Source organism: Alcanivorax sp., assembly GCF_014762765.1.
Classification (GTDB): domain Bacteria; phylum Pseudomonadota; class Gammaproteobacteria; order Pseudomonadales; family Alcanivoracaceae; genus Alcanivorax.
In genome coordinates this window covers 1-25,009 of sequence record NZ_JABURH010000130.1, presented here as the reverse complement: position 1 = coordinate 25,009, position 25,009 = coordinate 1, and the positions used below count along the sequence as shown (strand labels likewise).

Here is a 25,009-nt window from a genome sequence, read left to right as displayed (position 1 = left end):
GAATCCCGCCCTCTCCGCCATATATCCAAAAACGCCCCGCACTGCGGGGCGTTTTTGTTTGTGCTGTAAAATCAGCGGAACTCTCTACCCGGCGGCGTGACAATTTTTAGGAGCCTGCCTGCAAGCCAGGCTCCTACGCAAAAAACGCTGACGAGCCGCGCTCATCTCCACGAGCAAACATTTTCAACCCGCCGGCCCCTGCAGTTGCGCTACACTATCCACCCCGAAAAAAATGACTACCAAGGTGACGCCATGACTGACACCCTGACCATCGCCCGCCCCGACGACTGGCATCTGCATTTCCGCGACGGCGATCTGCTCGCCGAGACGGTGCCGGCCACGGCGAATGTGTTTGGCCGTGCCATTGTCATGCCCAACCTGACGCCACCGGTGAATACCGTGGCCCAGGCCGACGAGTACCGGCAGCGGATCCTCGCCCAGGTGCCGGCGGGCGTCCCCTTCGAGCCGTTGATGGTGTTGTACCTGACCGATACCACACCGGTGGAAGAGGTGGAGCGAGCCGCCAAGAGTGACTTCGTGCATGCCTTCAAGCTGTATCCGGCCGGCGCTACCACCAATTCCGACAGCGGCGTCACCGATCCGGGCAAGATTAACCATCTCTATGCGGCCATGGAAAAACACGATGTACCGCTGCTGGTTCATGGTGAAGTCACCGATGCGGACATTGATATCTTTGACCGGGAAAAAGTCTTTATCGATCGTTACCTCAATGATATCCGCCGCCAGTTTCCCGGCTTGCGTATTGTCTTCGAGCATGTGACCACGTCAGAAGGCGTTAACTTTGTGCGCGAAGCCAGCGAGCTGACCGCCGCCACGGTGACGCCGCAGCACCTGTTGATGAACCGTAACGATTTGCTGGTGGGAGGGGTGCGCCCGCATAACTACTGCCTGCCCATTCTCAAGCGGCGCCAGCATCAGCAGAGCATCCAGCAGGCGGTGCTGGAAGGGCATGACCGTTTTTTCCTGGGCACCGATTCCGCCCCGCATCCACGCAACAAGAAAGAAGCGGCCTGCGGCTGCGCCGGCTGTTATTCCGCCCGGGCGGCGTTACCGCTGTATGCCAGCTTTCTTGAGCAGCACAACGCCCTGGACAAGCTGGAAGGCTTTGCCAGCCATTTCGGCGCGGATTTCTACCGCTTGCCACGCCATACCGACACCGTGACCCTGGTACGCAAGCCCTGGTCCGTACCGGAGGTGATTGATGCGGCCGGCGAAGCCATGGTGCCCTTTTACGCTGGCCAGCAGCTGCCCTGGTCCCTGGGCTGATTGATGGAGCGCTTGCCGGTTGTTGTCCTGAGCGGGTTTCTGGGCAGCGGCAAGACTACGCTGCTCAACCGCTGGCTCAGAGAACGCCAGGATCTGGCGGTGATCATCAATGAGCTGGGCGATATCGGTATCGACCAGCATCTCACCCGAGAGAGCCGCGTTCCGGTGACCCTGCTGTCCGGTGGTTGCCTGTGTTGCGTGATTCAAGGTTCCCTGTCGACCACCCTGCGCAACCTGTTCATGGCCCGCAAAAATGGTGAGCTACCGGCGTTCTCCACTCTGGTGCTGGAAACCACCGGTGCTGCCGATCCCTTTGGTGTTATCGCCCCGTTGGAGCAGGATCCCTGGCTGAAGAAACGTTTTTTCTGCCAGTCAGTACTGACCGTGGTGGATGCGGTGGCCGGAACGCATAGCCTGGAACGTCACCCGGAGTGGCTGGAACAAATTCATGCCGCCGATGCTTTGGTGTTGTCGAAAACCGCGCATTGTGAATCGGAAGCCCTGGCGGCTTTGCAGGCACAATTGACAGCGCTTAACCCCACCGCTTGTATCTATCCGGAACCGGCGCCGGTGGATTTGCTGAAACAGTCCTTTCCTCGTCGCTGCCGGGTCACCGGCAGTTTTGCTCCGGTTCCTTCGGGCGGCTCCCTGTTGTCATCGCAACATCCGCAGACTCAGCCATCCCGTCATCAGCTTTACAGTGCTTCCCTGCGCTGGGATGGGAGGTTGTCATGGCCTCTTTGGCAAGCCGCCCTGAAGCAGCTAGCCGGGCAATGCGGAGGTGCACTGATCAGGGTGAAAGGCCTGATGCGCGTGGACGGGCTGGATGGGCCCTTGCTGGTGCAGTGGGTGGAAGGTCAGGAACCCGAACTGGCTCCGCTGAATCAATGGCCCGATGAGGATACGCTTACCCGGCTGGTGTTGATTGTGCGCCACCCACAGGCTGACTTTGCGCAACAACAACTGGCACACTGGGAAACCTTGCTGACACAGCTTGCCAATCAATAGGATCCGACATGGGTTATCTGTACCTTGCCGTGGCCATCCTCGCTGAAGTGGTGGCGACCAGCGCGCTGAATGCCTCCCAGGGATTTACCCGGCTATGGCCTTCTGTGGTGACGGTGGTGGGTTACAGCATCGCTTTTTATGCCCTGTCGTTGACCTTGCGTACGGTACCCATGGGGATTGCCTATGCGGTGTGGGCCGGTGTGGGTATTGTATTGATTGCGCTTGTCGGGGCGCTGTTTTTTCGTCAGCAACCAGATTTGCCGGCAGTGATCGGGATGGCATTTATCGTGGTTGGCGTGGTGCTGGTGACGTTCGTGTCTCGCACCAATGCACATTGAATAACAAGGAGCTCCCGTGACAGAACGGATGCAAGATGCCGAACAGGCAGTGGATTATGTGATCGAGCAGACCGGTGGCGACATCCGCCTGGCCATGCCGCTGGGGTTGGGAAAGCCTAACCGTTTTGTGAATGCGCTCTATGCCCGGGTGGAAAAGGATCCCTCTCTGTCCCTGGATATCTATACAGCCCTGTCCCTGGGCAAACCCGGCGCCGGCAGTGATCTTGAAAAACGCTTTCTCAATCCTTTCGCCGATCGCCTGTTCGGTGACTATGAAGAGCTGGCTTACCTGAAGCCCCAGAAACGCAGCGCCCTGCCAGATAACATCCGCGTGTTCGAGTTCTTCGTGCAGCCGGGCAGCATGCTGGGCAGCGACAGTGCCCAGCAGCATTACATCAGTAGTAACTACACTCACGTGGCCCGTGATCTCAATGCTCGCAAGATCAATGTGGTGGCGCAGATGTTGGCCCACCGGCAGGAAGAAGGCAGTGATTACTATAGTTTTTCCTGTAATCCGGAGGTGACTCTGGATCTGATGCCGCTGCTCAAGGCGCGCAGGGATGCTGGCGAGACCATCGTCTCAGTGGGGCAAGTGCACCGGGATCTTCCCTTTATGGAAAACGATGCCCGGGTGGATGACTGGCTGCCGGACATGGATATCCTGCTGGATGATCCTCAAGGGCATACGCGCCTGTTCAGCACCCCGAATATGCCAGTAAATATTCAGGACCACTTTGTCGGCTTGCATGCCAGTTCCCTGGTGAAGGATGGCGGCACGCTGCAGATCGGGATCGGCGCTCTGGGCGATGCGCTGGTCCATCATTTGCGCCTGCGGGAGCAGGATAACGACCTCTATCAATCTCTGTTAAAGGCCTGGTCCTTGCCGGATAGCCATCAGCAGCTGGTGGAAAGGGAAGGTGGCACAGGCACCTTCCGCGAGGGCCTGTACGGCTGCAGCGAGATGATGACTCATGGTCTGCTGACGTTGATTGATGATGGCATTATTCGCCGCCCGGTGTATGACTGGGCGCCCCTGCAGCAGCTGGAAATGCACAACCCGGCCAAGCCCGGGCTGGCCCTGCTGGATGCCCTGCGCGAGCAGGATGCCATTCGCCGTCGTCTCAATCATGACCACTTGCGTCAGCTGAAGCGCTTCGGAATTTTCCGTAGTGATGTTAAAAAGCATGGTGATGAATTGGTGCTGCCCAATGATATTCGCGTGGCCAACGACCTGGATGATCGCGCTACCCGGGAGGCGCTCAAGGCGGTATTCGGCGAAGAGCTGGCCGGTGGCGTAGTCATGCACGGGGGCTTCTTCCTTGGGCCCCAGGCGTTCTACGAACGTCTCCGTGAGTTGGGTCCAGCCAGCCGAGCGGCTATCAATATGACCCACATCAGCTTCATCAATCATCTTTACGGTGAAGAAACCCTCAAGCGCCTGCAGCGCCAGGATGCCCGCTTTGTGAATACCGCTTTCACCGTGACCCTGCTGGGGGCGGCGGTGGCCGACCAGGTGGAAGACGGTCGGGTACTCAGTGGGGTAGGCGGGCAGTACAACTTCGTCAGCCAGGCCCATGAACTGGCAGGGGCACGTTCCATACTGATGGTCCGGGCCTGGCGTGAGCGCGCCGGCGAGGCCATGAGCAATGTACTGTTCCGTTATGGGCATAACACCATTCCACGTCATCTGCGCGATATGGTTGTTACTGAATATGGGGTGGCGGATCTGCGTGGCAAGACCGATGAGGAAGTGGTCATGGCCATGCTTAACGTGGCTGATAGTCGTTTCCAGATCGATCTGATGGAGGAGGCCCAGGCCGCCGGCAAACTGCGTCAGGATTATCAGATCCCTGAACCCCATCGGCGCAACAATCCAGAGCATTTACACGAAATAGCGGCACGGCATGGCGACAAGGCGTTCCCCACCTTCCCGCTGGGTTCAGATTTCAATGATGTGGAGCAGCGGTTGCTCAAGGCGTTGACCTGGTTGAAGGAAAAAGTCAGCCAGAAGGAATACCTGAAGCTGGGACGCAAGGCGCTGTTTGAGGAGGGTAGCGAAAGCGATTTCGCCGCCGAGCTGGAGCGAATGGCTCTGGCCGATCCGCACGGTATCCGTGCCCATCTTTACCAGCGGTTGCTGCTGACGGCGCTGGAAGCCACGCGCTGATATTGATGCGGGGGGATCTTCCGCAGGGTGCGGTTCGCGTCGCGAATCGCACCCTGCGTAATCGTAGGAGCGGCGCTCTTACAGAAAAAACATTCTCTCAGAGTTCTCTGAGATCTCTGTGGTAAAAGCGGATTTTTGAAAGCGCCGGATCAGGCGCTTTTTCTTTCCTCTACCTGATCGGTTTTCTTTGAGCGGGCCTTGCCGGGGTTGCTGGACAGTGCCCGCCAGAATGGAATGCGGCGGGTAACGGCTACCATTTCGTCCACGCTGTCGCCGATGCCGGACAGGCGATCCACGGTATCTCTCAGGCCTACCAGTTCGTCCACGTGTTCGGAGATCTTGAATACCACCATGTAGAATTCCAGCAGGGCACGCAGTACCGATGCCAGCACCAGGAAGGTCAGCGGTGCGGCGAAGAAAAAGTAGAACAGCCCGCGCCAGGTGGATGCCATGAAGGCTTCCACGCAGACATAGATCAGCGCACAGGCAATGGCCACCAGGGCGATGCCGTATACGCCGGGCAGCACCTGGATGATCATGTATTTGTCGAACTTGAAATTGAACAGCTCACGCCAGTACTGCACCACCCAGAAGAGGCCGCGACGCATACGGTCACCGAATTTTTCGGGCAGTTTTTCCGGTGTTGTTTGCTGATTATTCTCTACCATTTTGCGTACTGCTCCTCGACAAAACCGTATTGCCCGTCGATGGTGAGGGAGCGTCCGTCCTTGAGTCGGAGCTCGCCATCGAAGCGGCCAAACAGCTGGTTGAAATTGCTGGCAAACAGGCCCAGGTTCATCCGTTCGCGGTGATTGCCATTGGGGGTGAAGCGAAGCTTTACCTGCCCGCACTGGCTGTGCAGGGTCCAGGGTTGCATCAGATCATCCCGGTTGTATTCAAAGATCACGCCGCCGGTGGGGATCATCTGGTCATCCAGCCACAGGCAATTTTCTGAAAATGTGGTTTCGTTGACGCCGCAGGACAGGTTCAGCCCTACCCGTGTTTCACCCGCACGGGCGGACAGGCAGGCCCAGTTCCAGAAGGTTTCGCGGCGCATATAGCCCGCGGAAAAATCGTGGTGGCCGAAGGCATCCAGATCGGCCAGTTCCTGACAGCTACCGTTCTGTTCCAGCGTGCCGGTGACGGTGCGGCCAGCCACCTTGTTGGCGTATACCCAGCCATTCACACCGGTGCGGGTACACAGGGACATGGGCTGATAATCCGGGCCCTCGTCCATGCGTACATTCAGCGCCAGATCCTTCAGGTTCACCGTCAGGGTTTTGCTAAGGGCTCCATCCTGCTCCTGGTAGCCCAGTCGGATATCCACGCCACGGCGTTGAAAACGGCTTTCACCGCGGCGTGGCGACGTGGACATGGTCAGCTCGCGGCCCAGTGGCGAGCGCCAAGTATATTCCCGTAAGCGCCCAGTGCGGGGTTCAAAGATGTAAAAAAACGCCATTCCCAGGTAGGCGGTGTGTGCCAAGGCACAGCCGGCCAGTAGTTCCTGGCTGATAACGCCGAAATACTGGAACTGTTTGTAGTGAAAATGCCGGGCAAAACGCGGCGCTGGCTGACCCATGGGGGTGCGGTAATCCGCATTGCGACCGTTGATGGTTGCTACGGTCTCGGGGAACACGCCAAGGGCGACCTGGCCCTGGTTGTCTACCAGCGCTGTGGGTTGAGACTGAAAGTTCATGTGTTTGGCCAGCTGACAGGAACGATAAAGCCCGGAGTATCACGGTGGCGCTGGGTCACCATGAGGGGGCGTTGACGGGTTTCAACATAGTCAATCAGGGTGGGCGTCGCAATCAAAGTGGTACTTTTGTCCGACATAAACGGGCTGGGCCAGTAGGGCCGCTCAACAATTGACCATTCGCTGTCGTCCAGAACGTTGCTGGGCAGCCACCAGCCCCGTTCATGGCCCGGGTGCGGTTGCAGACCGGAGGTCGGGGTATGCTGCCGGTAGAACAGCCGCCCGCGGCTCAGCAGGGCAATGCTATCCGGTTGCCAGCCCTGCTTGGCAAGTTGTGCGCGCACTTCCGGCATGGTGGAGCGCGGCAGTTGCTGATCGAACAGATGGCGGGCCTTGCGGTCCAGGGTGTCGTGGCTGTTGGGGCCGAACCAGGCCTGTGCTGTGCCCAGGTAAAATTTCAGCGCCAGTTCCCAGTGCCAGAGCTTTCCTTCCAGATGATCGCGCACCAACAGATCCAGTTCACCCAGGGTTTGGCCCTGGTAGCGAAAAGGCAGATTGCTGGCAACCCGCTCCAGATTGTTGCTGGCATCTACCAGGGCCGAGACCCACTGTTCGAACATCAGTCCCAGTCGTCGTGCCGGAGTGTGAGCCTGCAGCAGCACTGCGGCTCGTTCCGGCAGGTCCGGGTCGAGTTGGTATTCGCGTTTAAGCAGCTCACCGGCATCCCGGCAGGGCGAAGGGCAGGGAAGAAGGGGCGGGGCCTCCACCAGCCAGCGCAGCAGGCCGGCCGGTGTGGGTGAGGCCGTTGTGGTCATACTGAAGTGGATAGAATCTCGCGTTTGTTTAATGCGGTTTTTACCTCGTCAGCCCAGTGCAGCCAGGCCTGCTGATCCAGGATGCCCCGGCGCAGGGTCAGATAGGTAAAGAGATCCTTGTCGCGGCCCTGCTCATCCAGTTTCTTGGCCAAGGCCTCGAAGGTATGCAGGCGCTCACGACGCAGATCCGCCTGGTCATCCAGCTCGCGCAGGATCGACGACGAATCCGACAGGGCGCCACCAGCAATTTTTACCATAAAGGCGTCGCGGATGCGCGGTGGGGCGGCAGGTTTACGAAGCCATCGAATCAACTCGTCGCGGCCTTCTTCCGTGATCCGGTACAGTTTCTTGTCCGGTTTGCCATCCTGGGGGATATGGCGAAATTTCACCATATTCTGGTCATTGAGTTTTCCCAGCTCCAGGTAAATCTGCTGATGGGTGGCGTTCCATACCAGCCCGATGCTGTTAGCAAATTCGCGAGCGAGGTCGTAACCGCTGGCTTCCTGATCTTGAAGCAGGACAAGTATGGCATGGCGCAAAGACACGGCTCACTCCTCGTTTTATTATGTGACGTAATACTATTTTGATAGTAGAGAGCCGTGTTATTGCTGCGCAATCCGTTGAATAAGTAGTTTTGTAAAAACTTGGTGAACTTACACCACAGTCCAACTGCAATGTAAGTAATTGTTATCAAAAGGGATGCAGTCTGTAGGCCGAGCAGGCCAGAAAGGAAAAGATTGTTTCTGTCAGTCTTGCACGAGCGGATGGAGGAGGATGGCCCGAAAGTCCGGTCAGGATTGACAGGATTTCGGGCCGGACTGGTCAGTTGGAACGGGGAGGCAGCGGCACCAGCTGGCTTGCCTGAAACTCCGCGGAGGCCTTGAGCTGTTCCGCGTTCAGTTTGGGAACCAGGTTGTTGATCAGGCTGCGTGATGCCTTGCGCGTGGTCTCCACGCCCATGCTGGCCAGCTTGCGCAGTACCGGGCCGAATTGCAGCAGGGCCATGGGGCGCTCGAAATACCAGTCGATGGCCTGATCGGTCAGTGCCAGCAGGTAGCGCACCAGCTCTTTGCGGGCCTTCTCCGGGTCTTCCTCACACAGGTCTGGCAGGCTTTTCCCCAGAGCGGCCATTTCCTCATCCACCGGGAAGGCCACGTACCAGAAATCCTCTGCGGGAGCCGGCTGACGGACTTGGTCCATGTAGTCGGCGGCATCGCGGTTCTGTTGCAGATCCAGCTTTTTGGCGCTGCGGCTGACCACCAGGTGGGTGGTCTTGTTGATGGTCTGGGTGGTCATCCGTACCACCTTCATCATGCCCGGGGATAACTGGGCCGCCTCGGCGGCCCGAGTAAGAAAGGCGGTGAGAGCCTCGTCGATGAAGATGCTCATGATCGCTTCGATTTCTTGCGGCTCAGGCCGGGTGGCGCCGCCCTGCATGCGACGGATAAAACCGTCGGTTTTCTGATGCAGGGTATCGCTGGAGCGGAAGGCAACGTGGGGTATTGTCATTATTCGGGTCCTGAAGCGGCTGATCAATGGATCATACCCAGCCTGGCTGCGGGCTCAAATGACCGAAACTGGTGTGGACCTGACTATTCCTGAAGGCAGGATTCAGGTATTTCTTTTTCGGTTCCAATGGAAGATGATTCGCGCCCGGCACGATTTCGGTGACCGGTTGCCAGGAGAAATCATGTTAGGCGTCGTCAATGCGGATGCGGAGCGGGTAAAGCAGTGGCTCCAGCAAGCGAATATTCGGCATTACATCTGTGAGCACTGCCATGGGTTGCACCTGTCCGAGTTGCAGGAGCGCGAAGGGGTAGTGGATGCCCGTGTGTTCGTGGAGGAGGATGGCATTCTGCTGACCACCGAGCTGGAATTGCGCCCGTCGGCCCTGTTTGCTGTACAGGCGGAGCTGACCCGGCTGAATATGGCGTATCCGTCCATCAAGCTGTTTCTGGATGTGAGTGACGACTCTCTGCCCCGGCTGGTGGCCTGCGATTTGCTGCTGAGCCGTCACGGTGTGTCCTTCGAGCAGTTTATCCACTTCGTCCAGGCCACTGTGGATGCCACGGTGCAATTGCTGGATGAAGGGCAGGAGTTTCACTGGCTGATCTGGCCGGACGAGATGGACAGCGGTGCCGGAGAGGCGCTGCATTAACGATTCGGTTCGGGAGGCACTGCGGTGCAAGACAATGCGGATTCACTGGGCGGTTTCGGTGGTGATCGCCTCGACGGCCTCATCGACGGGTTGGTCCAGCATGGTTATGCCATTGCCCCTGGTTATTTCCCCTTGGCGCTGGTGCGTGCCCTGCGCGAGGAAGCACAACACCGTGACCAGCAGGGAGAATTCCAGCTGGCCGGTATTGGTCGCCGCCAGGTGCACCAGAAAGACACACGTGTCCGCAGTGACAGGACCCTTTGGTTAAAGAGTGACACTCTGGCCCAGTGCCAGTTGCTGGAAGGGCTGGAAAGCCTGCGGGTGGCGGTGAATCGCTCCCTGTTCATGGGGCTTTTCGAGCTGGAATCCCACTTTGCCATTTACGGGCCCGGTGACTATTACCAGCGTCACCTGGATGCCTTCAACGGCAATAACGGTCGTTTGCTATCCGTGGTGTTGTACCTGAACGAAGGCTGGCAGAGCCAGTGGGGCGGTCGCCTGCGGCTGTGGCCGGACCCGGATGCCCAGGTGGTGGCCACTGAGGTGGAACCCCGCGCTGGTACTCTGGTGGCGTTCCTCAGCGAGAAAATTCCCCACGAAGTCTTGGCAGCCACCCGGGAACGCTACAGTATTGCCGGATGGTTTCGTTGCAACAACACCACCGCCGACTGGCTCGATCCGCCTCGCTGATTATTGTCCTGCTGCTGGGGCACAGCGGCGCGTGGGCGGCGGTCTGTGCCAACCCCGGTCGCGATGGCCAGGGCGGCAGCGATGCTGTCATCAACAGCTATTTCTCCGGCCCGGATACCCAGACCCTGTCTTCCGGCACCCGCACCTTTTCCCTGACTCGTCAGCGCGGCCCCGCGCCCCTGCACCCTGGCGACCTGGCCCTGTTGCTGCAAGTGCAGGGTGCTTCCATAAATACCGCCAACCGTACCGGCTATGGGCAGCTTCAGGGCCACGGCCTGGTCGCCGAGTGGGTGCGTATTGATCGTGTAGAAGGGGAGCAGGTGTGGGTTCAGGGTGGCGGGTCCGGTGGCGGGCTGTTACACAGCTATGTGAATGCACCGGCCAACCGTGAGCAGGGGCGCCGTCGCTGGCAACTGGTGCGGGTCCCTCAGTACGAACATTTCTCTCTGCAGCAGGATAGCCGGGCCTTGTCTTGGGACGGCTACACGGGCGGGGTACTGGCGATGGATGTGCGACGCAAGGTCGCCCTGAACGGGCACCGGCTGTCGGTGGCCGGCGCCGGTTTCCGCGGTGGCCCGGCATTGTCGTTGCAGGGGGCACTGGGGCGGCCGGCGGATTGGCGTTATCCGGTGCCGTCGGTTCAGGACCGGCAGGCGGGCTATGGCCATCACGCCAGCAAGGGGGAAGGTGTCGCAGGCACCCCGGTCCTGCTGCTGGAGGTGGGAAAGGGTTATCCCGATGGGGATATGGGCCGCGGTGCGCCCGCTAATGCAGGTGGTGGTGGTAATGGCCTTGATTTGTCCCACCAGCGGCTGGGCAACGGCGGTGGTGGCGGCAACGGCTCGGCCGGTGGTCATGGCATGCCGGTGGAAGGCGGCGGTCTGGGCGGTCATGCTGCCCCTCGCGCCCTGGTGCTGGGCGGTGGCGGTGGCGCCGCCGCCCGGCGCAAGGGTGACGGCGGCCAGGGCGGCGCTGGCGGCGGGCTGCTGCTGATCCGGGCCGCAGGCCTGCAGGGGCAGGGGGAGCTGGACCTGCGCGGTGCGGCGGGAAGTGCTGCCGGTGATGTGGGTAGTGGCGGTGGTAGCGGCGGCACCCTGTGGTTGGACCTGCCCGTTACCGATTCGCTGGCGATTACCCCTGAGCATGCCGGCGGCGCCGGAGCCAAAGGCGGTGGCCAGGGGGGCGATGGTCAGTTGCTGGCGCGAGGCGAGCGCCAGTGGCCAGGGTTTCAACCCCTGGCGGTGGCGGGTGCCGAGGCAGGGTTCCGTTGCCGACCCGCCGGTCACTGGATTACCGGCGTGCTGTTCGAGGATAACGGTGTGGGCGACGGCCAGGCGTTCAATCAGCGCCGCGATGGCGACGAAGCCCCATTGCCCGGCCTGACACTGACACTGCGGGATCCGGCCAGCGATTGGCAAAAAACCACCACTTCGGGTGCGTCCGGGGCCTTCCAGTTCCGCTTGTCGGAAGCGCAGAGTCGTAGCCAGACATTGCGGCTGTCACTGATGTTGCCGGAAGGCTGGTTGTTGCCGGCCCTGCCTGCGCTGAATGGTGAGCCGGGCCATCGCCATGGCAACCAGATTCGCTGGCAGCTAACAGCCAGCGCCGATCGCCATTCCGGACCATTACCGGTGGGCCTGATCGCGGAGCCGAGTTGGCAGGCCCCCGTCGACACGGCACTGTTACCAGGCAGTACTGCTGTGCTTGCCTTTGAATATCAGGCGCCGGTGACCGGTCAGGTGCAATTCCACAGTGATCACCCGGCGGTGCGTGGCCTGTTGATGGACCGGTCCTGTTCCGGTGACAGCGAGCAATGGCAGAGCGGGCAGAACGCCGGTTGGCCGGTGAGCGCTGGCGAGCGGTTGTGTGTGCGGGTACCGGTTCGTTTTGACGGCCAGGCAACCCGCATCCCGGTGACGGCTACCACCCTGCCGCACAATACGCCTGCGGATTTTATCATTGCCCCCCAGCAGACCTCGGTAAAAATTCTTCCCGGGTCTTGAAAGTTTTTCCGCCATCCCCATTTATTTCACTGTGACAACCCGGCCGGTTGGAGCGCTGCTGAACTTTTCGGTGGCAGCGGTTCCGTGTCACGCACAATTCAGTAAACCTTTTTTCAGTGGATGCCGCAGTGTGGGTCTGCTGAAGAGTATGGAGATATGTGTGATGAATACCGGATTTTCCCTTGCCCCACTGTTTCGCCATTCCGTGGGCTTTGACCGCTTTGATGAACTTCTGGATGCCGCCTTGCGTGCGGACCAGTCCAACGGTTACCCACCTTACGACATCATCCGCGAAAGCGATGGTCGTTACCGTATCGTGATGGCTGTGGCCGGTTTCGGTCGCGATGATCTGGAGATCACGGTGCAGGAAAACGAGCTGCGCATTCGGGGTAGTCTGCCGCCGCAGAATGATGGTGAGCGGACCTGGCTGCATCAGGGTATTGCCCGGCGAGCTTTCGAGCGCACCTTCAAGCTGGCTGACCATGTGGAAGTGGATGGCGCCGGTCTTAACGATGGCCTGCTTACGGTGACCCTGAACCGTGTGGTTCCCGAGGAAAAGAAACCCCGGGTAATCCCCGTGGACGGCGAACAATCACCAACAAATCGTAATTAAATCGCTGCACTTTGTGACGCGTTTTCTGTGACATAGTAAAGGGGTCGGTAAGGCCCCTTTTTGTTAATTTAGGGATGGTGCCTGGCGGCATCGGCCCGATATAACCAAAGGGTCTTAACCGGATACTGATCATGCTCACCGGATCAGTGCAGAGTCGTTGTTATCCAGGCCAGGAGGGCCGGAACTCTGCAGTACCCAACCCATTGTCAGCCACAGGGAGCGGCATGCAATGAAACGTCTGTATTACTTCGCCAAATCACTGACCTCTGTTCAGGGAATAACCTCGGATCTGCGCCAGGCGGGCATCGGTGAAAACCGCTTGCATGTGATGGGCAATGACAGCTCGGCCATGGCCCGGGCCCATGTGCATACCACTACCCCCTGGGAAGAAACCGACATCATGCACTCCGGCTTTGTCGGTGCCATGGGCGGCATGGCTGTGGGCCTGGTGGTCGGCTTTCTGCTGGCCGGTGCAGACCCCTGGGGCATGCAGCTGGATACCGGTGCCATCATCGGCGTGACCCTGTTCGGTACCTGTTTCGGCGCCTGGGTAGGAGGCCTGCGCGGGGTATCCTCCCGCAGTCATCACCTGACGCCCTATCTGGATCGGGTGGAGCAGGGGGATTACCTGATGATGGTGGATGCGGATGATGCTGTGCAGGCCAGCAAGGTGGAAAAGGTCATGCAGGGGCATCGTCACGAAGCCGAAGAAGCCGGCCGCGAGGAGCACTTCAGTCCGTTTGATTGAGGTAGCGCCCGACGCCGGACGAAAAACATAAAGTATCCCTGTGGGAAGCTATGCTTGCATCGCGAAAGTGTTTGCTGAATGGCCTTATTTGCGATGCAAGCATCGCTTCCCACAAAAGCAACAGTCGTCAGGCATCCATCCAATACGCTGCCACATCCAGCATGCGGTGGCTGAATCCCCACTCATTGTCGTACCAGGCCAGCAGTTTCAGCTGTTGGCCCAGTAATCGGCTGTGGTTGGTATCCACCACGCAGGAGTAGGGCAGGTGGTTGAAGTCGCTGGAGACCAGCGGCAGATGGTTCACCGCCAATACTCCCTGAAGATCGCCATGGGCCGCATTGCTAAGTGCCTCATGAACCTGTTCCAGGGATTCCACCTGCTCCAGGGTGACGGTCAAATCTACCAGCGACACATTCAGGGTCGGCACCCGCACCGCCAGACCATCCAGCCGCCCTTGCAGATGGGGCAGTACCAGTCCCACGGCTTTCGCGGCGCCGGTGCTGGTGGGGATCATGTTCACCGCTGCCGCCCGGGCACGCAGTAAATCCCCGTGGGCCTTGTCCACCAGGTTCTGGTCGTTGGTATAGCTGTGGATGGTAGTCATTAGGCCCTGGCGAACCGTAAAGGCCTGATCAAGCACTGCCACCATGGGCGCCAGACAGTTGGTGGTACAGGAGGCGTTGGAGACAATCCGTTGTTCGCGGCTCAGTACCGAATGGTTGACGCCATAGACCACGGTGGCGTCGGCGTCGTCCACAGGATAACTGGCGAGTACCCGCGGGGCGCCAGCGTCAAGGTGGGCGCTGAGGGTGTCGTGGCTCTTGTACTTGCCAGCGCATTCAATCACCAGATCCGGTGTCAGCGATTTCCAGGGCAGGTCTTCCAGACGGCTTTCGGCGAAACAGGGGATTCGGTGACCGTTGATTTCCAGGTGGTTGCCGTCGTAATGCACGGAGTGGGGCCAGCGGCCGTGGGTGCTGTCGAAGGCCAGCAGGTGGGCAAGCACGTCAAAATCGGCCAGATCGTTGATGGCAACCAGTTCGAAACGGTCGCCGGCAGGATGTTCACTGATCGCCCGGACAATACAGCGACCGATGCGGCCAAAGCCGTTGATGGCAATGCGAATCTTCTTGCTGCTTGTCATGGCACACTCTCCGTCCACCATAGACTTTCAGTGTAGACCCGGGCTGTCATCACGGCCAGCCTGATCAAGCTTTAGGCAGATGGACAGGGCGTATCTTGCAATGGCCGGTCGCTTTAGCCACAATGCGCCCTCGCTCTGCGGCTCCGGTTGCAGGCGCGTAATGGTCGACCCGTCGGTCCCCCCGCAACGACAGACTGTGAACTCCGCCAGGCCCGGAAGGGAGCAACGGTAGCAGTGGACTCGTGTGCCGGGGTGTGGCTGGCGGGAAGACCTCCAGTCTTTTCCCTGCCGATACCCGGCATGCTTTTACCGAACACGCCTTCTGCACTGTCTTCCCCGCAGGAACTTCGTTAGCATTAAGCCCTTCATGAGACACCACTTTTCCGCTGAATACCGGTGTCGATGCCTGTTGGTTGGAGTGCTATGAGTTATCAGGTCCTTGCCCGGAAATACCGCCCCCGCACCTTCGATGAGCTGGTGGGGCAGGAGCACGTCTCGCGGGCCCTGATGCATGCGCTGGATCAGGATCGCCTGCACCATGCCTATCTGTTCACCGGCACCCGCGGGGTGGGCAAGACCACCATCGCCCGCATCCTGTCCCGCTGTCTGAACTGCGAGCAGGGCGTCAGTGCCCGTCCCTGTGGGGTCTGCCCCACCTGTGTGGAAATCGGCGAAGGCCGCTTCGTGGACCTGATTGAGGTGGATGCGGCCAGCCGTACCAAGGTGGAAGATACCCGCGAGCTGCTCGACAACGTGCAGTACGCGCCCACACGGGGCCGCTACAAGGTCTACCTCATCGATGAGGTGCACATGCTGTCGGCGCATTCCTTCAATGCGTTGCTCAAGACCCTGGAAGAACCACCGCCCCACGTGAAGTTCCTGCTCGCCACCACCGATCCGCAGAAACTGCCGGTGACGGTACTGTCGCGCTGTCTGCAGTTCAGCCTCAAGGCGCTGCCAGCGGAGCAGATCGCCGGCCATCTGCAGGCCCTGCTCGACAAGGAAATGATCCGCTATGAGGCGCCCGCCCTGCTGGCCCTGGGCAAGGCGGCCCAGGGGTCCATGCGTGATGCGCTCAGTCTGACCGATCAGGCCATTGCCTTCGGCAGCGAACAGCTAAGCAGCGAGGCAGTGAATGCCATGCTGGGCACCGTGGACCGTAATCACGTGCTGACCCTGCTGGTGGCCCTGGCGGAGCAGGAGCCGGGCGGCGTGCTGCAGGCGCTGGCTACCGTCAGCGAGCATTGCCCCGGGGAACTGGCACTACTGGACGAGTTGATCAGCCAGCTGCACCAGCTGGCAGTCTGTCAGGCAGTGCCGGGCAGCCATGACGAAACCATAACCCAGCTGGCAGCGGCGCTGAGCGCCGAGCAGGTACAGCTTTATTACGATGTGGCCGTGCGTGGCCGCCGGGATCTTCAGGATGCCCCTGACAGCCGCGCAGCGCTGGAAATGCTGTTGCTGCGCATGGTGCTGTTTACCCCAAAAGGGGTGTTGCCGAGCCGGGGGGAACACGCCGGCGCAAAAAAGCCTGAAGCGGCAGTGCCGTCGGCGGATGCCGGCGGCAAACCGGATTTGCGTGCCCTGCTGGATCGGCCCACCGCTGCTCCGGCACCGCCAACGCCACCAGCCCCCCAGCCCGCTGCCAGCCCTGTAGCGGAATCGGTGCCTCAAGGTGGTTCGACATCCGCGGCCTTGACTCAGATGGAGAGCCCGGCACCTCGGGAGCCTTCTCAGCAGACCGCACCTGAGGCTGTTCAACTTGAGCCAGAGCCGCCCCAGCCTGAACCGGAGTCCATGCCGACCCCTGTGGCTGAACCACAGAAGCAGGAAGCGGCACAAGAACCGCCTCTGGCGCCGCTGTCGGAACCGACCAGCGAATCGGAGGTGGCTACCTGGTGGGCGGCTCTGTTGCTGCGTCTGGACCTGGACGGCACGGTGCGCAATATCGCCCGCAATGCGGTGTTGGTCAGCCGCGAAGAAACCGTCTGGACCTTGCGTATCAGCACCGGGCATGAGGTGCTGGTCAACCGGGAGCGGCTGGACGAGTTGAGTGGCGCGCTGGAAAATTATTTCCAGCGGCGCATCCAGATCCAGGTGGAGTACGAACGCAAGGCCGGCGATACCCCGGAAGCCATGGCCGAAGCCCGGCGTCAGGAGCTGCTGGTCGATGCCACCCGAACCCTGCAAGAGGATCCGGTGGTACAACAGCTGGTCAGCACTTTTGATGGTCGTCTTGACGAAGGCAGCGTAACGCCAAAAGAAACAGTGGAATAACTCCCGGCCAGCCCGGGTGGAGACAACGATGGATTTCGATATCAATTCTCTCATGCAGCAGGCTCAGGCCATGCAGGAGAAGATGAAAAAGATGCAGGACGAGGCCGCCAATGCGGAGGTCACTGGTGAGGCCGGGGCCGGTCTGGTCAAGGTGACCATGAATGGTCGTCACGATGTGAAGGGCGTGGATATTGATGCCTCGCTGATGAGTGAAGACAAGGAACTGCTGGAAGACCTGCTGGCCGCTGCTGTTAACGATGCCGTGCGTCGGGTGGAAAAGCAGCAGCAGGACAACATGCAGAATATGGCCGGCGGTTTTCCCTTTCCGCCGGGCTTCAAGCCGTAAGGGGCATTGTCTGTGAAGCATGCGCCGCTGGTTGACCAGTTGATTCACGCCTTTACCTGCCTGCCCGGTGTCGGGCCTCGCTCCGCCCAACGCATGGCCTATGCCCTGCTGGACCGTGGCCGGGAAGAGGGCCGTCGGCTAGGCGATGCCCTGCATGCGGCCATGGATGGCGTGCAACACTGTCAGCGCTGCCGCAATTACGCGGAAGAGGCGCTCTGCCCGGTGTGCAGCGATGCCCGCCGGGATTCCACCCTGGTCTGTATTGTCGCCACGCCGGCGGATGTGCTGGCCTTCGAACAGTCCGGTGAATACCGCGGTCAGTACTTCGTACTGATGGGCGAATTGTCGCCCCTGGATGGCATTGGTCCCCGTGAACTGGGGCTGGATGTGCTTGAGCAACGCTTGAAGCAAGGCGAGATCAACGAATTGATTCTGGCGACCGGTACCACCGTGGAAGGGGAGGCCACCGCTCACTATGTGCTGGATTTGGCCCAGGAAGCCGGTGTCACTGTCAGCCGCATCGCCCAGGGGGTGCCCATGGGCGGGGATCTGGAGTTCGTCGACGGCGCCACCCTGGCCCAGGCCCTGCGTGGTCGGCGCCCGTTCCAATAAGCCCAGGCGCCAGACCCCTGTGGGAAGCGATGCTCGCATCGCGAATATGCCCACCCAGCTAGCCCCCCTTCGCGATGCAAGCATCGCTTCCCACAGAAGAGGTCAGACACCGCTCTGGCCTCTGGCATGCTCCCTCTGCTATGTTAGCAACCAAGCAAGCGCTAGGTCAGTTAATGAAAAGGAGGCTCTGTGAGCGCGTTGGATTATTTCAATGAAACCCACCAGATGGTGCGCGAGACCGTTCGCAAATTCGTGGAAAGGGAAATCCTGCCCCATGTGGATGACTGGGAAGAAGCCGGTGAATTCCCCCGCGAGCTGTACAACAAGGCCGCTGATGCCGGCATTTTGAGTATCAATGCCCCGGAAGAGTTCGGCGGCACCGGCGAAGATGTGTTCATGAAGATTGCCGCCTGCGAGGAGCTGGTGCGGTGTTCGTCCGGTGGTCTGTGCGCCAGCCTGGGGTCTCTGGATATTGGTCTGCCGCCGATCTGGAAGTGGGGCAGCGATGCCATGAAGCAGAAGGTGGTGCCGGAGGTGATCGGTGGGCAGAAAATCTCCGCCCTGGCGATTACCGAGCCCAATGGCGGTTCCGATGTGGCCAACCTGCGCACTCGCGCGGTACGCGATGGCGATCACTATGTGGTAAACGGCGCCAAGACCTTTATCACCAGTGGCGTGCGCGCGGATTATTACACCGTGGCGGTGCGCACCGGCGACAAGGGCTATGGCGGTATCAGCCTGTTGCTGGTTGAGAAGGGCACCCCGGGTTTCTCCGTGGGCCGCAAGCTGAAGAAGATGGGCTGGTGGGCGTCCGACACCGCCGAGCTGTTCTTTGAGGATTGCCGGGTGCCGGTGGAAAACCTGATTGGCCCGGAAAACGGCGGCTTCTACTGCATCATGAGCAACTTCCAGATGGAGCGCCTGATCCTGGCTGTCACCGCCAACAGTACTGCCCAGCTGGCACTGGACGAGGCCATGCGCTACGTGAAAGAGCGGGAAGCCTTTGGTCGTCCCCTGGCCGGGTTCCAGGTCACACGTCACAAGCTGGCGGAAATGGCCACTGACGTGAAAGCCAGCACCGAGTTTACTTACCGGGTGGCTGCCAAGATTGCCGCTGGTGAAAACTGTGTACTGGATGTATCCATGGCAAAGAACGTGGCCACCCGTTGTGCCGATCGGGTTACCTACGATGCGGTCCAGTTGTTTGGCGGCAGCGGCTACATGCGGGGCACCGTGGTCGAACGCCTGTACCGCGATAACCGCATCCTCTCCATCGGCGGTGGCACCCACGAGATCATGAATGAGGTAATTGCCAAGCAGTTGGGGCTTTGAGGGGCGAGCTACAAGCAGCAAGCTACAACACGGGATAGTGTTGGTGGTGTTTGAAACGCAAGAGGCCGCGTCCAAACCTATGGACGCGGCCTCTTTGCTTTCATGCGGCTGCCAGCTTCAATCGTGTTGTAGCTTGAGCTTGTAGCTGTCAGGTGCACTCCGCCCGAGTTGGATCGATCTTGCAGCGTACCTTGCGCAGCAAACCTAGCATGTCCGGATCGTAATAACCTTGGTCGCGCAGTTGGTCGCGGGCCTCTTGCATCATTACTTCGTATTCGTTCTGGTCGGCTTCCGGAATCTGCACCCACCATTTCTTGTCGACTTTCTGAGCTTCCTTGTCCAGCTGCTCGGTGATGCGGTTCAGGTTGTTATAGAAATACTCGCGGGATTTCTGAGCCATGTCGGCGGGGAAACGGTCTTTCTTGGCCACCAGCTGAATGGTGAGCTGGGCCAGCGGGTAGTCGATGATGCCGCCATCCGGGCTCAACCCCTTGTAGAGTTCCAGCGCATCATAGGCCACCAGTGGAGCGACGATTACATCGACCACGCCGTTGTTGAACTTGGTGGAGAAGTTGGTGATGTCAGACCCTACAGGGGTGGCGCCAACCTGGGAAACCAGGATGGCCTGGGTTTCATCGTATTCCAGCACCGCTACACGCTTGCCCGCCGCCTTGGCCAGGGAGTTGATTTCCCGGTCGTTCACGAAGACATAGGCGGCACCGGCCGGAGCCACACCCATGATTTGATAGGAACCCTGTGAAAGCTGGTCGGCAGTTTGCGGGTGCGCCAGTACTTTCAGGACCACGTTCATGTGTTCCATGGAGGGAATGGCGCCGATGGAGTCGATGGTGCCGGCGTACTTGTTGAAGTTACGACCGCGGATACCCGTGATCAGAGCAGCATCACAGACACCGGCCTTGAGATCTTCAGCGGCAATGGCTTCGTTGGTATGGGGAATCAGCTCTACTTCCAGCCCCCAACCTAGTGCGGCGGTCTGCCAGTCTTTCATGGCACTCATTACCGGTCCTACGTTGCCGACGATATCAAAGACGCAAATTTTGCGTTTGATGGATTCGGCCTGGACGGCCAGGGAAGCGGTGAGGGCAAAGGCCGTAGTGACGGCGATAATCAACTTCTTCATGGATCTATCCTGCTTGTTATTGCTGGTATGGGGGTGTGCAGCATGGTGCCCTTGATACTAGTGGGAATGACGGGGAAATGGAAAAACCCAAGCGCCTGGCCCAGGAGCGATTAGGTCAATTTCCATCAGTTGCGGTCAGGACGGCTGGTACGACGGACTTCCCCGGGTGTGCGGCCGGTCCAGCTCCGATAGGCTTTGCTGAAACTGGCCTGGTCGCTGTAGCCAAGTTGGTCGGCAATCTTTTCCAGGGCCATGTCTGTTTCCAGCAGGTAGCGGCTGGCAAACGTCTCACGGATGTCGTTGCGAATGCTGCTGAAGGCAAAACCCGCCAGTCCCAGGTGTCGCCTTACCGAGCGTGGGCTCATCCCCAGTTTCTGAGCGACTCGTTCCAGAGTGCTGTCACGGCCTGGTGTGTTCATGATTTCGGTCCGCACTTTCATGACCACATTGAGGCTGTTATCACCCTGAATCTGCTCCCGTGATCGGGCAGCGGCCAGGTAGGTGGCTACGCTGGTATCGTCATCTCTTGCCTGGCGACCTGACAGGGGCATAAGCACCCGGTTGTGAGGTCTGTTGAATTTTACCTCTACCCCCTCTGCCAGATGCTGCCAGGCCATGCTGTTTCCGGGGCAGGCAAAATCAAATTCGAACGTGAACTTGCGGCATACCAGTGATGCCAGGGTATGGATGCTGCCCATATAGATATTCGCCACCATGGGTTTGAGTTTTTTCAGGTCCCAGTTGTCGTGCAGGCGGATAGAGATCAATTCACCGTTACAGTGCAGTTCCATATCCATCAATGGCAACGATACCCGCAGATACTGAACCACCATATTTACCAGCTTGCGGTAATCCCTCTGGCGGAGCAGGGCAAACCCGAACAGGCCATGGCCATGTAGATCCAGCTCCTGCCCAAACCGGAAAGGGGCGGTGTGATCGTTGAGAAGACGATTGCCATTGGCAAGAAGATGTTGGATCTGCCGGATGGACAGAAAGGCATCAGGGTTGTTGAGCATGTCGTCATCGATTCCCGATCTTTCGAGCACGATGGTTCCACTTATTCCGTGTTTTTGTACAAACCGCAAAAAACGGCGGGCATAACGGACTGAGATAAGAGGAACGTCGAGGGCCATTCCATCGTTTTTCATTTTTATTATGCCTGATGAAGTTGTCGTTAGGCTTGTGATGGGGCTCTCATTAGGCGTTGTATTTCGTCGGTATTAAACACCGCTTGCCCTTTTTAACAAAAAAATGGCCGCTTTAACTATTAAGTCGGTCACCTTCCGTGGACATGATGAGCCCCGCTTTTTTGTGCATAAAAATAATCATGGAGCAGAAAAATGCAAAGGGAAAAAACAGAAACCCTCAAAGCTCGTTACCTACCCCTTTCCAAAGTATCAGTTCCTGTCATGCGAAGAATGTATGAGATTTATTCCGCGTACTACGAAAATATAAGTCTGGATATTTTTTGTCGCGACATGGTGGAAAAAAGTGGCGTGATTCTGGTCGAGGAAAGGCCGACCAAGCGCGTGGTTGGTTTTTCTACCTTGAAAACTCTGGAAATGAACGTGGATGGTCGACGGGTAAAAGGTGTTTTTAGCGGCGACACCATCATGGAAGAAAAGTATTGGGGTAGCAGAGCCTTACAGGTGACTTTTTTCTTGCGCATGATCCGTGAGAAGTTGCGTCATCCTTTCCGTCCCCTGTTCTGGTTGTTGATATCAAAAGGCTATAAAACCTATTTATTGATGGCGAATAACTTCCATACCTACTACCCGCACCCGGAAGGAAAGAATGCAGAGCTTGCCCCTCTGGTGGATTCCTATTGCGAACGTTTATTTTCCGATTACTACTGTGGGGAAAATAAATTGCTGGATTTTGGTGAGGGTTATACCCACCTGAAATCCAATGTGGCAAGCATTACTCCTGAAATGCGCCAGAAAAACGAAAAAATTCATTTTTTCGAAACATGCAATCCGACATGGAACCGGGGTACAGAATTGCCCTGTATCGGTGAAATCAATTTTTCCCTACTGCTGAGTTATCCATTCTCCCTGTGGCGAAAACAACGCAGAAAAACAAAAACACAAATTGCAGCCGTGGCTTGCGAATAAAAACCGGGGGGACCATGTTCGGACATCGTTTGCTCAAAATGGCCGCCTGGCCGAGTGAGCGGCGCTTTGCCGCCGGGCGGGCACGATTGGAGAATGTGCAAAGGCAAAAGCTGGCGTTACTTTTGCGAAAGGTGGCTGCCTGCGAGGTTGGCCAGCGTCGGGGTATCGCATCAGACTGGCGATGGGAAACCTTTGCTGAGCAGTTGCCGGTGAGTGATTACGAAGAGTGGCGCGATTCGGTCAATCGTGCTCGTGAGACGGGCGGTAATGCCCTGATCCAGTCACCGGTGGTTCGTTACCAGCCCACCAGTGGGTCGACCTCTGCGATCAAATGGGTTCCCTATACCCGCCAGTTTCTGTCGGAACTGGATAGCGCCATCAGCCCCTGGATCGTCGACCTGTATCGCCAGTTCCCGCGGCTCAGGCAGGGCCGTCATTACTGGTCCATGTCCTGGGTGCCCACCTCGCTGCGCGACAATATGCGCGAGGATATCAACGATGATATTCAGCTCATGTCCATGGGCAAGCGCCTGCTGGCCGGTGCGACCCAGGCGGTGCCTCAGGATGTGTCTCTGGCGCGCACCTCCGAAGATTCCCTGTTTGCCACTTTGGCCTACCTGATCTGTGATTCCTCCCTGTCCATGTTGTCCATCTGGAGTCCTACCTTCGGGCTGGGGTTGCTCAAGTCCATGGCCATGTGGCGTGAGGAATTGGCCGAGGTGCTGGCGAGTGGTTCCTGGGGCAAGCGAATGCAGGGAAGCCATACCCAGTGTTGTCCTCGCTCTCCTCGTGCAGCGGAATTGCTGCGTCAGTGGGAGGGGCGCCTGAGTGCGGATTTCTTCATGACGCTGTGGCCGTCACTGGCACTGGTTAGCGCCTGGGATACCGCTGCATCCGGTGCCTGGGCCAGGCAGCTACATGCCCTTTTGCCGCAGGCGGCCTTTCAGGGCAAGGGCCTGTGGGCTACTGAAGGGGTGGTCACGATTCCCTATCAGGGCCAGCATACGCTGGCCTACCGTAGTCATGTCTATGAATTCCAGGATCCGTCCGATGGCACCATTTATGCCCCCTGGGAACTGGAGCCAGGTCAGGAGGTGATGCCGCTACTGAGTACCGGCAGTGGTTTGCTCCGTTACCGGCTCAAGGATCTGGTACGGGTGGATGGGCTGCCAGGCGGCATACCGGCACTGACTTTTCTGGGCCGTGCCGGCACCACGGATCTGGTTGGTGAGAAGCTTACTGCGGCAGCGCTGGATGCGTCCCTGTCGCAGGTGACGTTGCCACCGAAAACCCTGCCGGTATGCACCGTGGCCGTAGACGATACCGGCGGCGGGACTCCCGGTTATGTGCTGTTGCTGGAAGGAGAGAGCGCGGAAAGCGAAAAAGTGGCAAGAGCCCTCGACGCAAGCCTGCAGCAGCACTTCCATTACCAGTTGGCCCGCAATCTGGAACAACTGGCACCGCTGCGCTGTGTGATTCACCCGGATATGCGCGAGCGTTACCTGCAGCAATGCCGTGAGCGCGGCATGATCGAAGGCAACATCAAGATGGAGTCCTTGCAGTACTGGCCCGGAGAGTTGCCGGTATGGCTTCGCCACTCGCAGGCATCGGCTCGGGCAGTCGGGGAGGCAGTGCTGTGAGTTACCGCATTCGCCAGGCCCGGGAGGAAGATAACGGCGCTATCCTGTCGCTGTTGCAGGGCACGCCTCAGCCCGGAGCCGTCACCCTGAATTTCGAACGGAACCCTGACTACTTTCGTGGCGCCCGGGTGACCTGCGAAGAACCGGATGTCTGGGTGGCCGAGCCCCGCGAGGGCAGGGGCCCGATTGGCGCGGTCTACAATGTAGGCTGGCGTAATGTGTGGGTAAACGGGCAGGCCAGGCCGGTGCGTTACGCCCACGATCTGCGTATCTCGCCACAATGTCGCAACGGCATGATTCTGCATCGGCTGTTTCGCCAATTACGCAAGCAGCTGGCGGACGGTGAGTGGATGCAGACCACGGTATTGCGCGACAACATGGCGTCCCTGTCCACGGTGGCCAGTGGTCGTGCCGGGCTGCCTACCTATTACCCGTCGGGCACCATTGAAACCAGCATGCTCTATACCCGGGCTCGCCGCCGTAAGCTGCCCGGCGATGTGGTCATTCGCCAGACGGGTGAGGCGGACCTGGATGCGATTTCCCAGCTGCTGCGCTATCAAGGCGCCCAGAAACAGTTTTTCCCCTACTGGGATGTGTCCCGTGTGCGGGGTGATGCCTATTGCTACGGGCTCAGCCCGCGCAACTTTATCGGTCTGTGGATCGGAGGAATCCTGAAGGGGTTGATGGGTTTCTGGGATCAGCAGGGCATCAAGCAGACACGAGTGTTGGGCTATGCCCGTGGCATGGGTGTCATGCGCCATCTTTACAACACCCACAGCCTGTTGCGTGGCGGCATGAAATTGCCGGCACCGGGCGGCGTGCTGTCTTACCTGACCCTGCACAGCCTGGTGGTGGAGGACAATCGCCCGGAGCTGCTGCGGCT

General features: G+C 59.1%; 24 protein-coding genes and 1 other RNA gene. 17 read left to right on the top strand and 8 right to left on the bottom strand.

Features of this window, described 5'->3' with window-relative positions; translation table 11 throughout:
• The first annotated feature begins 252 nt into the window (after positions 1 to 252).
• Genes pyrC through HUJ17_RS08945 form a run of 4 tightly spaced genes read left to right on the top strand, consistent with a single transcriptional unit; the run spans position 253 to position 4,800 of the window.
• Positions 253 to 1,287 carry a dihydroorotase gene (pyrC, locus tag HUJ17_RS08960; protein ID WP_290510363.1) on the top strand — a complete coding sequence of 345 codons (1,035 nt, stop codon included), beginning with the start codon at positions 253 to 255 and terminating at the stop codon, positions 1,285 to 1,287.
• A 3-nt stretch (positions 1,288 to 1,290) separates the two neighbouring features.
• On the top strand, positions 1,291 to 2,295 hold the full coding sequence (locus HUJ17_RS08955; protein ID WP_290510362.1) for a GTP-binding protein: 1,005 nt from the start codon (positions 1,291 to 1,293) through the stop codon (positions 2,293 to 2,295).
• Positions 2,296 to 2,303: 8 nt separating this feature from the next.
• Complete coding sequence (locus tag HUJ17_RS08950) at positions 2,304 to 2,633, top strand: SMR family transporter (protein WP_290510361.1); 330 nt, start codon at positions 2,304 to 2,306, stop codon at positions 2,631 to 2,633.
• Positions 2,634 to 2,649: 16 nt separating this feature from the next.
• A complete protein-coding gene (locus HUJ17_RS08945; RefSeq protein ID WP_290510360.1) occupies positions 2,650 to 4,800 on the top strand; it encodes an acetyl-CoA hydrolase/transferase C-terminal domain-containing protein in 2,151 nt (716 codons plus the stop codon).
• Positions 4,801 to 4,949: 149 nt separating this feature from the next.
• Here HUJ17_RS08945 and HUJ17_RS08940 read toward each other — a convergent pair whose 3' ends face one another.
• From HUJ17_RS08940 to HUJ17_RS08920, 5 genes are all read right to left on the bottom strand, one after another.
• Entirely contained in the window at positions 4,950 to 5,468 is a 519-nt protein-coding gene (locus HUJ17_RS08940; RefSeq protein ID WP_290510359.1) for a DUF4282 domain-containing protein, read from the bottom strand.
• Positions 5,462 to 6,496, bottom strand: a complete 1,035-nt coding sequence (locus HUJ17_RS08935) for a DUF2804 domain-containing protein (RefSeq protein WP_290510358.1) — start codon at positions 6,494 to 6,496, stop codon at positions 5,462 to 5,464. The genes HUJ17_RS08940 and HUJ17_RS08935 overlap by 7 nt, the downstream gene beginning before the upstream one ends.
• Positions 6,493 to 7,308: a DUF1853 family protein gene (locus HUJ17_RS08930; protein WP_290510357.1), complete on the bottom strand. Its 816-nt coding sequence runs from the start codon at positions 7,306 to 7,308 to the stop codon at positions 6,493 to 6,495. The genes HUJ17_RS08935 and HUJ17_RS08930 overlap by 4 nt, the downstream gene beginning before the upstream one ends.
• Complete coding sequence (locus tag HUJ17_RS08925) at positions 7,305 to 7,853, bottom strand: PadR family transcriptional regulator (protein ID WP_290510356.1); 549 nt, start codon at positions 7,851 to 7,853, stop codon at positions 7,305 to 7,307. Before HUJ17_RS08925 ends, HUJ17_RS08930 begins: the two co-directional genes overlap by 4 nt.
• A gap of 277 nt (positions 7,854 to 8,130) precedes the next feature.
• A complete protein-coding gene (locus HUJ17_RS08920; RefSeq protein ID WP_290510355.1) occupies positions 8,131 to 8,817 on the bottom strand; it encodes a hypothetical protein in 687 nt (228 codons plus the stop codon).
• A gap of 181 nt (positions 8,818 to 8,998) precedes the next feature.
• Here HUJ17_RS08920 and HUJ17_RS08915 point away from each other — a divergent pair, with 181 nt between their 5' ends.
• The 5 genes from HUJ17_RS08915 (at position 8,999) to HUJ17_RS08895 (ending at position 13,520) form a co-directional block, all read left to right on the top strand.
• Complete coding sequence (locus HUJ17_RS08915) at positions 8,999 to 9,466, top strand: YbjN domain-containing protein (RefSeq protein WP_290510354.1); 468 nt, start codon at positions 8,999 to 9,001, stop codon at positions 9,464 to 9,466.
• 24 nt (positions 9,467 to 9,490) lie between these two features.
• A complete protein-coding gene (locus HUJ17_RS08910) occupies positions 9,491 to 10,156 on the top strand; it encodes a 2OG-Fe(II) oxygenase (protein WP_290510353.1) in 666 nt (221 codons plus the stop codon).
• Complete coding sequence (locus HUJ17_RS08905) at positions 10,114 to 12,159, top strand: carboxypeptidase-like regulatory domain-containing protein (RefSeq protein WP_290510352.1); 2,046 nt, start codon at positions 10,114 to 10,116, stop codon at positions 12,157 to 12,159. Before HUJ17_RS08910 ends, HUJ17_RS08905 begins: the two co-directional genes overlap by 43 nt.
• Positions 12,160 to 12,322: 163 nt before the next feature.
• A complete protein-coding gene (locus tag HUJ17_RS08900) occupies positions 12,323 to 12,772 on the top strand; it encodes an Hsp20 family protein (protein ID WP_290510365.1) in 450 nt (149 codons plus the stop codon).
• Between the two features lie 229 nt (positions 12,773 to 13,001).
• Positions 13,002 to 13,520 (top strand): hypothetical protein, encoded by a 519-nt coding sequence (locus HUJ17_RS08895; protein WP_290510351.1) that lies wholly within the window; start codon positions 13,002 to 13,004, stop codon positions 13,518 to 13,520.
• A gap of 127 nt (positions 13,521 to 13,647) precedes the next feature.
• On the opposite strand, the gene gap is transcribed toward HUJ17_RS08895, so the two are convergent.
• The gene (gene gap / locus HUJ17_RS08890) at positions 13,648 to 14,664 is read right to left on the bottom strand and encodes a type I glyceraldehyde-3-phosphate dehydrogenase (protein WP_290510350.1); all 1,017 of its coding nucleotides are present in this window, start codon (positions 14,662 to 14,664) and stop codon (positions 13,648 to 13,650) included.
• Between the two features lie 170 nt (positions 14,665 to 14,834).
• Between gap and ffs the strand changes: the two genes are divergently transcribed.
• From ffs to HUJ17_RS08865, 5 genes are all read left to right on the top strand, one after another.
• An RNA gene (gene ffs / locus HUJ17_RS08885) (signal recognition particle sRNA small type) lies at positions 14,835 to 14,931 on the top strand.
• A gap of 156 nt (positions 14,932 to 15,087) precedes the next feature.
• The gene (gene dnaX, locus HUJ17_RS08880; RefSeq protein WP_290510349.1) at positions 15,088 to 16,941 is read left to right on the top strand and encodes a DNA polymerase III subunit gamma/tau; all 1,854 of its coding nucleotides are present in this window, start codon (positions 15,088 to 15,090) and stop codon (positions 16,939 to 16,941) included.
• 28 nt (positions 16,942 to 16,969) lie between these two features.
• Positions 16,970 to 17,287, top strand: a complete 318-nt coding sequence (locus HUJ17_RS08875) for a YbaB/EbfC family nucleoid-associated protein (RefSeq protein ID WP_290510348.1) — start codon at positions 16,970 to 16,972, stop codon at positions 17,285 to 17,287.
• A gap of 12 nt (positions 17,288 to 17,299) precedes the next feature.
• Positions 17,300 to 17,899 (top strand): recombination mediator RecR, encoded by a 600-nt coding sequence (gene recR, locus HUJ17_RS08870; RefSeq protein WP_290510347.1) that lies wholly within the window; start codon positions 17,300 to 17,302, stop codon positions 17,897 to 17,899.
• Positions 17,900 to 18,088: 189 nt separating this feature from the next.
• Positions 18,089 to 19,231 (top strand): acyl-CoA dehydrogenase family protein, encoded by a 1,143-nt coding sequence (locus HUJ17_RS08865; protein WP_290510346.1) that lies wholly within the window; start codon positions 18,089 to 18,091, stop codon positions 19,229 to 19,231.
• A gap of 148 nt (positions 19,232 to 19,379) precedes the next feature.
• On the opposite strand, the gene HUJ17_RS08860 is transcribed toward HUJ17_RS08865, so the two are convergent.
• The gene (locus HUJ17_RS08860; protein ID WP_290510345.1) at positions 19,380 to 20,372 is read right to left on the bottom strand and encodes a putative solute-binding protein; all 993 of its coding nucleotides are present in this window, start codon (positions 20,370 to 20,372) and stop codon (positions 19,380 to 19,382) included.
• Positions 20,373 to 20,497: 125 nt separating this feature from the next.
• Positions 20,498 to 21,505, bottom strand: a complete 1,008-nt coding sequence (locus HUJ17_RS08855; RefSeq protein WP_290510364.1) for an AraC family transcriptional regulator — start codon at positions 21,503 to 21,505, stop codon at positions 20,498 to 20,500.
• A 207-nt stretch (positions 21,506 to 21,712) separates the two neighbouring features.
• Between HUJ17_RS08855 and HUJ17_RS08850 the strand changes: the two genes are divergently transcribed.
• From HUJ17_RS08850 to HUJ17_RS08840, 3 genes are all read left to right on the top strand, one after another.
• Positions 21,713 to 22,486: a hypothetical protein gene (locus tag HUJ17_RS08850; protein WP_290510344.1), complete on the top strand. Its 774-nt coding sequence runs from the start codon at positions 21,713 to 21,715 to the stop codon at positions 22,484 to 22,486.
• 14 nt (positions 22,487 to 22,500) lie between these two features.
• A complete protein-coding gene (locus tag HUJ17_RS08845) occupies positions 22,501 to 24,126 on the top strand; it encodes a GH3 auxin-responsive promoter family protein (RefSeq protein ID WP_290510343.1) in 1,626 nt (541 codons plus the stop codon).
• The coding region (locus tag HUJ17_RS08840; protein ID WP_290510342.1) for a hypothetical protein at positions 24,123 to 25,009 on the top strand (887 nt) is incomplete at its 3' end. The genes HUJ17_RS08845 and HUJ17_RS08840, both read left to right, overlap by 4 nt.